General features: G+C 55.8%; 9 protein-coding genes. 2 read left to right on the forward strand and 7 right to left on the reverse strand.

The features are described from left to right. On the forward strand, nucleotides 1-372 hold a 372-nt coding region (locus VMU57_RS09060), incomplete at its 5' end, for a hypothetical protein (RefSeq protein WP_325382617.1). A gap of 115 nt (nucleotides 373-487) precedes the next feature. Here the strand turns inward: VMU57_RS09060 and VMU57_RS09065 are convergent. The 4 genes from VMU57_RS09065 to VMU57_RS09080 form a co-directional block, all read right to left on the reverse strand. After that, nucleotides 488-4,240, reverse strand: a complete 3,753-nt coding sequence (locus VMU57_RS09065; protein WP_325382619.1) for a hypothetical protein — start codon at nucleotides 4,238-4,240, stop codon at nucleotides 488-490. Between the two features lie 154 nt (nucleotides 4,241-4,394). Further along, complete coding sequence (locus tag VMU57_RS09070) at nucleotides 4,395-5,678, reverse strand: S41 family peptidase (RefSeq protein WP_325382621.1); 1,284 nt, start codon at nucleotides 5,676-5,678, stop codon at nucleotides 4,395-4,397. Next, on the reverse strand, nucleotides 5,675-8,329 hold the full coding sequence (locus VMU57_RS09075; RefSeq protein ID WP_325382623.1) for a CHAT domain-containing tetratricopeptide repeat protein: 2,655 nt from the start codon (nucleotides 8,327-8,329) through the stop codon (nucleotides 5,675-5,677). The genes VMU57_RS09070 and VMU57_RS09075 overlap by 4 nt, the downstream gene beginning before the upstream one ends. A 143-nt stretch (nucleotides 8,330-8,472) precedes the next feature. Further along, complete coding sequence (locus VMU57_RS09080; protein ID WP_325382625.1) at nucleotides 8,473-8,760, reverse strand: hypothetical protein; 288 nt, start codon at nucleotides 8,758-8,760, stop codon at nucleotides 8,473-8,475. 265 nt (nucleotides 8,761-9,025) lie between these two features. Between VMU57_RS09080 and VMU57_RS09085 the strand changes: the two genes are divergently transcribed. Next, nucleotides 9,026-10,189 (forward strand): Fic family protein, encoded by a 1,164-nt coding sequence (locus VMU57_RS09085; protein WP_325382627.1) that lies wholly within the window; start codon nucleotides 9,026-9,028, stop codon nucleotides 10,187-10,189. Nucleotides 10,190-10,244: 55 nt separating this feature from the next. Here VMU57_RS09085 and VMU57_RS09090 read toward each other — a convergent pair whose 3' ends face one another. The 3 genes from VMU57_RS09090 to VMU57_RS09100 form a co-directional block, all read right to left on the reverse strand. Next, nucleotides 10,245-10,961, reverse strand: a complete 717-nt coding sequence (locus VMU57_RS09090; RefSeq protein ID WP_325382629.1) for a SprT family zinc-dependent metalloprotease — start codon at nucleotides 10,959-10,961, stop codon at nucleotides 10,245-10,247. A gap of 4 nt (nucleotides 10,962-10,965) precedes the next feature. Beyond that, nucleotides 10,966-12,876 carry a type I restriction endonuclease subunit R gene (locus VMU57_RS09095; RefSeq protein ID WP_325382631.1) on the reverse strand — a complete coding sequence of 637 codons (1,911 nt, stop codon included), beginning with the start codon at nucleotides 12,874-12,876 and terminating at the stop codon, nucleotides 10,966-10,968. Nucleotides 12,877-13,067: 191 nt separating this feature from the next. Then, nucleotides 13,068-13,219 (reverse strand): transposase (locus VMU57_RS09100; protein WP_325382633.1); only part of this gene is annotated, 152 nt, incomplete at its 5' end.

A 13,219-nucleotide genomic window follows, 5' to 3' on the forward strand; every position in this document is an offset into this window, starting at 1 on the left:
ATGCGGCACAGCCAACCAGCGATTGCCACAACAGCGGTCATTTCCAAAACGGTCAATTTGTGGGACGTGGGGACTGTTCGCGGCCAGCAGCCAGCCCCATTGCAGTCTGTTTTGCTGCCTGCCGCAAGAGTGCGGCTGACCATCATCCTGCCTCGATTCAGCCAGACCGGGCAATATCTGGTGGCCGTGACGCGCAATCAGAGCGGGACTGGAGTCGTAGCGGAGGGAACAGCTACTTCGGTCCTTAAGGGCGGTAAAGAAGTCGTTTCTGTCGAGCTAAACTTGGCGGGAGCGAAAGCGGGTGCCTACTTCCTTGCGACGACCCATGAGCAGAACCAGGCGGCGTATTACTACCCGCTTCAAATCCGGTAAACGGTGAGGGTAGAGGCTTGGATACGTGACTCAACCGTTGACATTCCACCGTGAGGAAAATCTCTCCACACCGGCTGACTTGAACGAAGCCGCTGTGCCCCGGAGATCATATTCCTCACGAATCGCGACGCTGATCGAGCTCGGCGCGAGTGTCGGCCTGCTCCGCACGCCGCTCCCAGTCTTCTGCAATTCGGCGGAGCATCCCGCAAGTCCTGGGCCATGAGGCGGAGGCCCCGGCCCAAGTTCTATACTGTGCTGCGAATGCTCTTTCCTCTCCCCCGCCCTCATACATAGCCTTGCGGAATACGCCTCGCATATTGAATCTTGAAATGCTGATGCCCCTTTCGATTTCGTCGGAAGCACATTCCTCGATTACATCCCTCACTGGTCTCGCAGGCCAGGTGCTGTCCTTCGCATCGGTCGGTGCATAAGCTAGCATCTGGCCGATTTGCTGGTCAGTAATGACCTCACGGTCCTCCTTCTTTGCTAAATCTCTAGCTTCAGCGATCCAATTCCTCAGGAAGTTTACGTCTTGGCCATCTTCTGTGAACCCGGGTAATGACTTCATCGACTGGAGCATTTGGTAACCGAATCGCGCCTTAACCCGTCGTTCGACAGAGATGTCTTTCCGCTCCTTCTCGGAGGCGGGAAAGAAGACGTCACAAATCACCTCAATGAAGAATTTAGGAGAACTCTTAAGAAGCTGGCCCAACGCGACAGGTTCTCCCAGATGCTCAAGAAGGGGGAGGTACTGGTATTCGATCGATGCGAGATCCTCAATACTTATGTCCTTACGCCCTTGGAGAGCTTGCAGTAGATGAAGGACGGAGTACAAGGTGTGTTGGCTATTCAGTTTTGTGGCGTTTATTTCTCCAACGAGCCCACGCAAAACTCCGACGCAGACTTCCGTGGGGATTCGTTTTTCTTGATAGGCGACCAATTCAACGCTCGCGCTGAACCTGCCGACCGAGTCGTATTTCTCAATTGCAAACAGCAAGTCTTCATCAGAAGATTGGTTCAGCGCATACTTTCTCTTCCAGTACTCTTCCTCAATCGAAGGGCCTAGCGTCTGCACAAAATCCCACGTGTCCTTAGTGTCCGGCCATCTCAGAAAGAGGTTTGTAGCGCGCCGCGCATCCAAGTGGGTCGCAAGGTCGGCGATCCATCGATCCCACGCAGCACCGAAGCGAAAGTGCGCGGCTCCCGACGCCGCCACAAAGAAGTCTTCGTCAACCCCCGAGTTCGCGATGAACTCTATACCAAATGCTGCCTCAAGCGTCTCTTGGGCCGGGGCGGCCTCGGCAAGTGCGTAGCCGACGAGATGAGGCTCTTTCGCTGCTTTCGCTAGAGCTACTACGGCCGGAATACCCCGATCGTCGAGAATGCGGCGAATTACATCCCTCCGCGATTTGTTTGCTTCTTCGACATAGTCGCCATCGGTTCGGCTCTCCAGCTTCGGAACCAGATCATTGAACTGCCAGAGATCGCGAAGTAGCGGGTCGTCCGGTGCTATCTCCTGGCATAGGGCTTCGAGCGGGTGCAGGTCATCTTCAGGCAGAGCCCACGCGGCATTTCGAAATCCTCTGTGCCGTTGCGTAAATAGCCGCAGTTTTGTCCACAGCTCGTATTTGTCCTCGGCACTCGCCGCGGCACCCGCTGATCTTATTGACCTGATAGCTCGCTCGCGGGATTGTGGGGTCAGCTCTGCAAGGTGGTCCACGAAGGCGGCGAGGCGTTGCGGATGGCGATCGGCGAGCTCAATGGCGAGATCAGCATAAGCTTTGAAAGCAGAAGCCGCGTCTCCTCGTGTGGTCGGGGTCTTCGCAGCGTCACCGAAATCCCGCAATCTGGGTCTTGAAGTGCCATGACTGACGTCGTGTACGGATGGGAGGAGTTCAAGAGCTAACTTGAAGCCAACCTCCGGCCGTGCGAGACAAATCCGACGTACAACGGCGATTCGCTCCGCGACCGAGGCATATGTCTGCGGCAGCCAGGCCAAAAAGATCGTACGGAGGCTATTGATTGGCCGGTTCTGGGTGGTCCCCCCGGGGTCAAACTGAGCAAGCGTCAAGAGAATCGACGCCGCCTTAAAGAGGTACTCTGGATTCCACGCGAGCGTCTCCAACGCCCAGAGGATGTATGTGTGCGGGCTAGTCTGGCCGAAGAGCGGCGAGCCCTCTTTACCTCGAAAAATTACAGGCACCCAGTTCTCGCTATCGCCCCCGAGCACCCGCTCGATGGCGGATGCCAAAGGGAACGGAGCGGCCTCTATCAGCTTCGGGAATTCCGATTTCAAGCTGGCAAGGACCCTTATGTCCACAGCTAAGTCGCGCAACCCGCCCACCACGCCCTCTACAAACTGCTCAGGCGTTCCGCCAATCGTTCTGAATCTGGCTGCTTCATGCAGTCCCGAGATAAGAAGTAGCGTCGTACTCAAGCCGCGCCTGAGCCACTCCGAATGGCCGAAGTCCGCACCCCTTGTTGGGATGATGGGCTGCTCTTCATCCGGCACATCAAGTGTCTGGTCGACCTCGGAAAACACAGCCAAGGAAGCATCACGGAGTCTTTGTTGATGGGCGTCCCCGATCATTGATCCCATCAGCGTAAATGCATCTTTGGGTGATCTGACGGTCCAGACCGAGCCCTCAAGATCCAATGGAGCATCCGGTATGGCTGCAAAGCTACGAGCGTCGAGATCAATTTCGTCATAGGTTTTCTGGCAGAGCTCGGCAACAACGGTGCGGTCATTCTCGTTCGACGCGTCCCACCCTCCGCACAGGATGAGAGGCACCAGCTCTGCACTCTTGCTCCAAGCCGGTTCGGCGACCGTTCCGCGTGCGTCGAGTCGCGATAAGACAACCACGCTCCGGCAGCAAATGCCCGCTAGGCGAAACGCTTCGTGCTCGTCGATGCCCATCGCTCGCAGGCCTGCCGCAAAATCTAGGGTGGTCATTTGATCGAGCGACTCCACTTCGGAGGCCCGACCATCGGCACCAAGAGCAAGTACAACCTGATTTGTCCTCGCAAGAGCGGCTCCGAGGCGATGTACTTCCGGTAGGAGAATAAGGTTAAATCCGCCGCTGGGGGGCATCTGTCTTGCACATTCGAAGGATTCGACAAACAGGGTTTTTGAAAGAAGAAAGCGAGAGAGTTCGTCATCAGCCTTCCTCATCGCAGCAGCGATAAATAGGGCCGCTTCGGTCGCAGAATCTGCCTGCCATTTGCTTAATCCCCCAAGACCCGCACTGAGCCCTTCGCACAGCCGCTTCGCTCTGTCTGCCCGGCCTGCTAACAACAACTCCTCTTTAAGCGGGTGCTGGGTATTCAAGCTGTGTTCATCCCAAAAGTCCTGGACCGTTTGAAAGCCAGCCAGCGGCAGGATCCCGAGCTTCTTGCCCAGCGGAACCGCTACCGCTGGCTGGTCCGCCAGCCAATGTTCGAGCGCATTCGCATCATAGATATGTACGCTCTGCCAACCGTCGCCGGAGTGCTGCTGTATCCACTCCTCAAGGCCGGTATCCCAGATACGGGGGGTCACAAAAATGAAGCTGAACCTGTTGCGCTCCTTGACGGTCAATTCCTCAGTTCGTTTCGTGTAATCGCCATTGGCCTTATTCTTATAATCTGCCCCAGCGCCAAATTCCCAGATTGTGCGTCCTTCCGGAACGAAGAGAACGCCCTTTTTCAGTTCAGTAACACCATCCCACCCATGTGTCTGCGAAGCGTTGCCGCCAGGGAACCGATAGTACTCCAGATCAGGACAAGAAGCTCGAATAAGAGATCTTACTAGCTCGGGCAGGTCTGCTTGAGCATCGAGCGGCAAAGTTTCCGCCCATTGCTTCAGACGGTGCGCCGTCACAATTTGCATGCAGGGTCTCCTTTCCGCGCCTGAAATAAATCCAGCGTAATCATACTCTTGCTGCCCGGTATTTCGATGAGAGTGGCGGATCTCCGGTTCCCATTTGTTGTTCTATGTAAAGAAGATGGGGTGTTTGGCAGATCGGGTACCGGCGAAGATGTGCTCAGGGGACGGTGGCATTCCGCTGACCGCGAAGAGATTCGATTGCAGACTCAAGCTGGTCGTCGATTTCGAGCCGTCGCTGGCTCCAGTCGAAATTAACTTCTCGATCTGGCTCGATGGCAGCGCCTTCGAGAATAGAACCCATCCACGTGTAATAGGCTCCTGTCGGCAGAGCGAGACGGAATCCATGGCCGACTTTGACCGAGTTTGCCGAAAGCAGGCGGCCAGCGGTCTTTTCGCCAAGGATGGTTGCGAGATTATTCTCACGGGCGAATGCCACGATCATTTCAGCGGCGCTGGCTGTATGGCGGTTGACGAGAAGAACGATGTTTCCGTGGAATGGCTTGGCGCCCAGGCCTTCGGTCTGGAGCACGATGGGCTTCTTCGCCAGCATCGCGGGCGCGAAACGCAATGCCAAGCGCCATAGATTGCGAGTAGAAGATGGAATCCGGGAAAACCGGGGATAGGCAAGTTTCTTTGCTTCCAGGTCTACTGGCATATGCCGCTTGTCGAGCGCGAAGCCCACGGGAATCCTGTCCGGTGTGAGGAGGCTCATCACTCGAAGCGCTCCGATTCCGCCTCCGGTGTTTCCGCGAAGATCGATGATTAGCCGATTAACAGGGCCCAGCTTTTCGATGGCCGATGAGATTTGGTTCGCAACTTCGACACCCACCATGCCGGGGAACATCGCAATCTTCAGATAGCCCAGGCTGTCTTCGAGATGCCGTGCTTCAACGAGCGTCGGCTCGATGTAGAGCAGCTTCTTTCCTTTTGGGCGTGCCACATTGAGCGCTACGGTGCGTTGTTTGTCATCGTTGTGAACAATTTCGACGATGGCCTGCTCTCCCATGGGGAAAACCGGATGGTCCGGCGGTACGATGTCACGCCCATTGACGGTTAGCAGGATATTTCCAGACTGGATGCCAGCAAGAGCGGCGGCTCCTCCTGCATGGACATCCTGAAAGATCCAGCGTTTTCCATACGGGGTGTCGTCGGCCAGATAAGTAGCACTGAGCGCGGCACGGCTCGACGCTCGGCGTGCGCCTTTATGGAAGAAGCCGAGATGCGAAGTGTGGAGTTCTGAGAGCAGATTGCTCATCGCCGCTTCGAATGTATCTGCGGAGGCAGCAGTTTCAATCACTGGCCTGTGGCGCTCCACCGCCGCTTGCCAGTCTGGGTTGAGTTTTTCGGGCGCGTAGAAGCGTTTGTGCAGGGCGACGAGGACGTTTTCAAGAATGGCATGGCGATCTTTCAGCGAGAGTTGCATGGTCGCCTCAGACTTCATTGCAGGGCCTCCCGCCGATTACCACCTTTAGATAGCGTATCGGTCTCCGGCTTATGAAACAGGCTGTTGCCTGGTTCACCGTCGAGTTCGAAGCCAGCCCAGAAGTAGGGCGGCGCACCGGAGTGCAGCATGTTGAGTTGCGCCTGTCGTAACGCCCCGGCCTTGTCCTCGTTGAGGGCGAGATGATGATAGAAGACGGCCATGAAGTGCGCGGTTGCCTGGTCTTCCACCGCCCACAGCGTAGACACCACGCTCTGCGCCCCGGCGTCGATAAATGCGTTGACGATATTGTTCACTCCGTCTTCTCCGACCGGCCCCACGCCCGTATTGCAGGCGGAAAGCGTGACCAGGCTGGCATTGAGATGCAGGCGCTTGATTGCGATTACCTGTAAATATCCATCATTGAACGGCATCCGCGCAGGCGCGAAGACAAGAGCAGAACGATCGGAGAATTCCGGATCGACATACCCGTGAAGAGCAAGATCGATGACGTTGTATTGGCCCAGCGGAAGCTGCTCGAAATCCGGAAGGGTCGCGTGGGAGCCAAGAAGGATGGTGCTGGGCTTGGGGAGATCATCCGCGATGGTTTCCACCTCATACCGGCTTGCAGGAAGGGCAACCAGCTTGGCGTGCGGAGGACCCGAGATCGTCCGGTGAACCATGGTCAGCAGTGACGTGGAGGGTGCTTTGGAAATCCAGGCCGCCACGCCGAGGTAGGGTAAATCATCGTGCAGGTGTTCGCCGGCGCGATGGAGAATCATATTGAAGACCGTCCCAGAGGGAGCTACCGTTACGACATGCGATGCGAGGATGTATTGACCTTTGTTCATCAGGGCGGCGAACGGCAACAGTTGGAGCTTCCCATCCGGCACGATAATCAGGTCGGGATGCTGTTTGTATCCAGGAATTGCGCCAAGAAGGTTGTGAAAGAGCCACTGCGCGAGCGCCGGGTCGGCCTTTTGTTTGATCAGTTCAGACCGGTACTTCGTTGCCTCCGGATCGAGAGCCGACCTTGCAGGAAGGGCGTAGCGATGGGCGGACTCCCGCGTTACGGCAAGGGCGTAGGATCGCGGCTTAGCCAGAACGTACTCGACCAAGAGTTGTGAACTTAGCAGGTCATGTTGCAGTTGACTGAGAGTGACTGGCTCAGGAGGCGTGTCGTATAGCGGCGTGGCATCGCCAAGTTGTTGCTCCGTGCCATAGATCGCGTGGAGAATGTGGACTCTGGCGGCGGAATTCGCGGTATTCAATAATTCAAGATTCAACTTGGTCAGGCGAAGTTCGGCCTGGCTAGGGTTGTGAGGCTCGAGGACCTCGCGATGAGAGAGTTTCTGCGCCTCGATTCTGCCGCGTGCGCGCTCAATCACACGGAATGCATCGGCAATCCTGCCCTGATTGCACAGCGAGACGAAGTATCCCGAATAGACCATGCTCAGGTCGTTCAGCAGTTGACGCTCGACATTCGGAGTTGGCACCCTGCTGAAAAGCGCGTCGAGCAGGTCGTCGCTCTTCTCATACAGAGCATTTGACGCTTTTACATTGCCAAGGCGGGCCATAATTTCGGCTTTGATGCCGAGGTTCCTGGGAACGAAATACAACTCGTCCGGAATTTTCTTGTTGGCGTCAATGGCTTCGTCGATGGCGACCAGGGCGGGTCGCAGCGCGCCTTCATGTAGGTATGCCTGGGCAAGCAAACCATCCACCTGGGTTAATCCACGCCAATAGGTGAGATGCTTTGCGTACTGCGCTGATTGCTGAAGGTCAGATACAGCCTCGCCCCACCGCCCCATGTGTTCGTACACTGTCGCCCGTGTCTGGTACAGCTCGTAAAGGTGTCCGGCGAGATGGTAGGCCGTGAACTTCTGCATTTCGGCTGAGGCAAGTGTGAGAGCTTGCTGATTTTCACCAAGACCGCTCAGGGCCTCAATCTTTGCCGTAATGGCAATCGTCGGATATGCAACGCCCGGAGTATTGTGCGCGACATGAATAGCCTGATTCAACGCGCCAAGAGCCTGCTTGTACTTGTGAAGTTGTACCAGTCCAGCACCGTAAATACTGGCATATCGAACATGTGCGGCAGGATCGGTGAACTTCGCTACCATCCACGCCCTGAGCACATCTTTCTTTGCAGTCTTCATATCACCGAGCAGGAACGCAGCAATGCCTTGTTCACCAACGGCACGCGAGGCCAACAGAAAGTGATGTTGCTGAACCGCGAGTGTTTCCACTTCTGCCCAAGTCTTTCGCGCCATGCTGGCATCGTAGTTCGTTTCGAGCATTCCGAGAATCGTCAGAATTCGGAGCCGGGTTGCCGGATCACGTGCAGCAGGCAATGTCAGGTCCTGTCGCAGGACTGCGATCTGGCTGGGAATGGACGTTGAGGACTCGCTATGCGCCAGCATTTGGCTGACGCGCGCATAGAGCGCCTTTGAAGACTGATGGCGATTGAGGAACTGCAACTCCGCCTGATGATAAAGCGGGGCCGCGCCGATCCAGTTGTTGAGCCACGACATCTTATCGGCTCGCTTCAGCAGCGCCTCGGGCGAATCTGGGTTGCTCCGGTGGAAAACTTGATATCCAACCGCACCCAGGAAGGCGGCCATAAGCAAACCGGCAGCGATGCGAACTGTAAGCGAGGAGGGGATTCGCATATTGCCCCGTTGATTTCGGCCATAATCATGCCAGATTGTGTTCTCGATATCAACTTTGCATGGGAGCGAGGTTGATATTTATTGAAGCGATGGACTGGATGCGGTGTATCTGTGTGAGGCTCTATTGTTGGTAGGGCAAGGGCTTATTGCACCAATTCCATCAGCTTGCTGTAGCTGTTCACGACCGCGTACTTCACTTGGTCGGAAGTGATCTTGGCGAAGAATTTATGGACGCACTTGGTCTTCGATTTTTCGATCTCGCGCAACTGCATCGAAGACATGGCCCCCTTGGTTTCGGCGACGAAGTAGATGTGCTTCACCGTGCCCTGCTTGAAGGCAATCGCCCAATCCGGGGAGTAGTTGCCGACCGGCGCTGGAATCGCGAAGCTCCGGGGCAACTTGGCATAGATCGAACCGATGACCTCTTCCATGCCAGGGAACGGCCAGAGGGAAGATTTGTTTACGGTAAAGGACTTATGAGTAGGATGAGTCGGGAAAAACGGCCCAATCGGCGCTAAATGCTACCAATTTTCTACCAAATTTCTAACCGAGCGGCATCGGGCTGACCCGTGGGGGAACAGCCCGAATTCTTTTTCTTCCTCCCGACTTCAGCCCCGCTAATGGCGCCTTCGACTATTTTCGATTATCATGGGTATCGAAAATAGCGATGCTTCTTATTTTCACCACTGAGCTGTCATGACCAAGTCATCCCTCATCCCCGGCAGGATTATTTCTTTGGGCGCATATTCGGCATTCGTGCCTGCCGCGTTGCCACCGGCGCTTGAGTGGACGCCACGCCTCATCGGGGTGCTCTCCGATGCAGACCGGCTGATCGGCAGGTTGGCGGGTGAAGGTGGACGGTTGCCGAATCCTCATGTCCTCATGCGACCTTTCGTGAGGCGCGAGGCCGTACTCTCAAGCAAGATCGAGGGGACACAAGCCACGCTCGGTGAATTGCTGGCAGCAGAGGCCGGCGCGGCAGTCGAGCGTAGCCCCGAAGACCTGCGTGAGGTTGGCAACTATGTGTCAGCGCTGGAGCATGGCATTTCTCTGCTCAAAGAGCTTCCTCTTTGCGTGCGTCTGGTTCGCGAGCTACACGTAAAGCTGATGGAGGGCGTGCGGGGACAGAACGCGGCTCCGGGCGTCTTCCGCACAACACAAAACTGGATCGGTAGACCGGGTAGTACGCTGGCGACGGCCAATTTTATTCCACCGCCACCGGGTGAAGTCGAGCCATGTTTGGCGGCTTGGGAGAAGTTTCTCCATGAATCCGATTTGCCGCCGCTCGTCACAATCGCGCTTGCCCACTATCAGTTCGAGGCTATCCATCCGTTTCTTGACGGCAATGGCCGCGTGGGGCGTCTACTCATCACACTATTCTTGATCGAACGGAAGATTCTCCCGACACCGCTGCTTTATCTTTCCGCCTTCTTTGAAGCCGCACGCCGGGACTACTACGACGGCCTGCGCGGCGTGAGCGCACGAGGTGCATGGAGCGAATGGCTGGAATACTTCCTGCAGGGCGTTGCGCGCATGTCTGAAGATGCGCTGAGCCGGGCAACGCGCATCAATGATCTGCTCGCGCACTGGCACGACAAGTTGGCAGGACACTCGACCAATACGCCACTTCGGGTTCTAGGCTTGTTGGCCGCAAATCCATTCGTCACCATCACCGGCGCTGCGAATCAATTGAGCCTGGCCTTCACGACCGCGCAGCGCGCAATTGAGCGGCTCGAACGCAATGGAATCGTGCAACAGGCCTCCGATGCCAAGCGTGATCGGGTCTACTGTGCTCAAGCGCTGCTCGACATCTTGGAGGAGCCTGCACACCTCAAGCCGTTTTACGCGGAAAACGGCTGAGCAAAGGCTACACGTTTTCTGCTACGCGCAACGCATTCGGGGAGGCACACCAATGTCAGTAGCTCCAGTTTTCGTGGCGCACCGGAAGCTGATTCAGGAGTTTCCGGTATAAGCGCCAGTTCGGCATCATCTGGTCTAACAACGCGGTGAATCGGTCATTGTGTGTAGGCTCGATAAGGTGAGCCAATTCGTGCACGACGATATACTCCAGGCACTCCGGCGGCTTTTTCGCCAAATCCGTGTTGAACCTTATGCTCACCGAAGCCCGACTGCAGCTTCCCCACTTCGTCTTCATGCGCCGGACGAATACCTTGTCCACCTTGACGCCCATCGCCTTCTCCCATTTTGAAATCAAGGGTTGAACTGCAGCTCTGAGTTGGGCGCGGTACCATTCTTCGATCAGCTCGCGCTTTCGATCCGTGCTAGATGAGGGACGGATCTGAATGACGATTCTTCTGTGGCGAATCTCTATCCGAGGCGGACCATCTACTTCGACAACATCGAGCAAATAGCGTTTCCCCCATAGGTAGTGGCTCTCGCGCTCCGAATATTCACGCGCCGTCTCTCGCTCTTGGTCGACAATCTTCTTTTGCTGGAGCCTAATCCATTGCAGTTTAGAGATTGCAAACAGACGAATATTTTCAGTGCTCATCCGTAGCGGAGCAGAGATTCGCACCTTGCCTTCTGGGGGATAAACGCTGAGGTGCACATTCTTGATGTCCTTCTTGACCACGTCTACGGTGACGGAGCCGAGCTTGAGCGTAGTCCCCATCGGATCAGTATTCCCTTTGCTGCTTGATGATGAGAAAAATGCGCTCAACTTCATCCACATCATGAAGTTCCTCAAAGAGCGCCTGCCTGATCGCTTGCTCGCGTGCAGGGATGCCACGCCAAGCGTCTGGGCGAACTCGCCTGACTGCCTCATCGATCTTGATGGCGAGTTCCTCGCTCTTATTCAGGTTGCTATAGAGCGCACGCAGCCCCGGTGTATTGATCTGTTCCGGTGTTTCTTCGCCATAGCCCGCGTCCACTTTCTTTGCAAGATCGGCAATTCGCTTCAAGTACTCTTCGTATTCAATCGCCTTTGCTTTCCGCGTCGCAATGATCTCGTCCAGCAACGCTGACATCTTGCTAAAGTAGGCCGGATCAGTCAGCTGCTCCTTGATGATCTTGCGCCGAACGTTGTTCTCGATCGTTTCTGCAATCGCATCCTTGTTGCCCTTTAAGCCACCGAGCTGCGATGTGATGGCATTTGCGATTCCTGTCTTTACGATCAGGTCGAGAAGCCCCATCCCGTCGAACGGCGAAATCTTGCGTGGCTCATCCGCTTCGATATACGTGTCGATCAGGTGCCGCATATCCGCCTCATAAGCCTTCACGTCCAGACTTTCTCCGCTTGCCCTCCGAATCGTTTCGCGAACATCCAGGTAATGATCTATCTGTTGCTTGATGCGGGAAACGTCGCCGCCGCTGTACCCGGCGGACTCCAATTCATCGGCAATATTTGCATACGCGCGGACCAGCGACGCGGTTGATTTGTAGAGCGCGACACGCTGAGGCTCGCGTTCCTGCAAATCGGTTTCGATCTCCGTATTACCGCAGAAGTAATGGATATGTTCAAGCTCGCCCTTCGGCGGCTGAACTGGCTCGCACAAAATATCGAGCGCCTCCAGCGCACTGTCCAGGCGCTCTTTCCCTATCTTGAGGCGATCCTTGAGCAGCACTTCGGGATTCGATCCGCCTGCGCTGGTATCAATCTCAGACGTGTACACCGCGATAGCGTTCTCGACACGCTTGAATAGATCTTTGTAATCGACGATGTAGCCAAAGTCCTTATCGTCGCCGTCAAGCCGATTGGTGCGGCATATCGCCTGAAACAGACCGTGGTCCTGCATGGATTTGTCGATATACAGATAGGTACATGGCGGTGCATCGAAGCCCGTCAGCAGCTTGTCCACCACGATCAGCAGCTTCATCTTTGCCGGCTCCTTGATGAACTGCTGTTTGGCTCGCTCCTCATACGTCTCCGTTGGCGACATTCCCGGCCGCGGATCGACGCCCTGCAGAAGCTCCATATAGGTGTTGTAGATGAATTGCTTGTCGGTCTCCGTGTTCGCTCCGACTTCTTCCTTCGATACATCCTTCGCCAGAGGATTGTAGGAAGTCACCACCGCACATCGGTCGCGGAATACCGTCTTCTGAAACAGCGCAAAATACTTGCAGGCCTCATAGATACTGGACGCGACCAGGATGGCATTGCCGCGCTCGCTGGACAGCCTTGGCTTCACGCTGAAGTCGAATATGATGTCGCTGACGACGCGATCCATTCGCGACTGGGAGCTCAGCACCGCCTGCATTGTGCCCCACTTCTTTTTCAGCTCGTCCTTCTGCCAATCGTTCAAGGCCTTCGTTTTCGCTTGGAACCATTGGTCAATCTTCTCTTCGGAACCGAGGCGCTGGTCGATATCCCGTGCCTCATAGACCAGGTCGAGCACGACACCGTCGTCCACTGCCTCGTTGAACTTGTAGGTGTGGATGTATCCGCCAAATATCTCCTTGCTGGTTGCCTTATCCTTCACCAGCAAGGGCGTGCCGGTGAAGCCGATGAAGACGGCATTGGGCATCATTGCCTTCATCACTCGGTGCAGTTTGCCGCTCTGCGTGCGATGGCATTCGTCCACAAACACAAAGACTTCGCCTAGCGTCGCGCTTGGCTTGGCTTCCAGCTCCTTAAGGAACCCCTGCGCAGGCCACTGATTTCGTAGCGCCAGAGGATTCTGACATTCCGGCAGCGGCTTTCGAGTAAGATTCGCGGAAAAGAGCGCATTTCTTTTGTTGTCTTTTGTGTCTGGGAAGCCGTTTTCCGCCTCCGGACACACTACGCCCTTTGCGGGGCCAACCGTTGGCGGTGCTGGTAGAGATTCACCAGCGCGAAGCAGACGCACAGCCGATTGTGATTCTTCCTCAAGCCCCGGTATCTCACCTTGTCGAAGCCGAAGATGCGCTTCAGTATCCGGAACGGATGCTCCA

The sequence above is a fragment of the Edaphobacter sp. genome, from assembly GCF_035532915.1.
Classification (GTDB): domain Bacteria; phylum Acidobacteriota; class Terriglobia; order Terriglobales; family Acidobacteriaceae; genus Edaphobacter.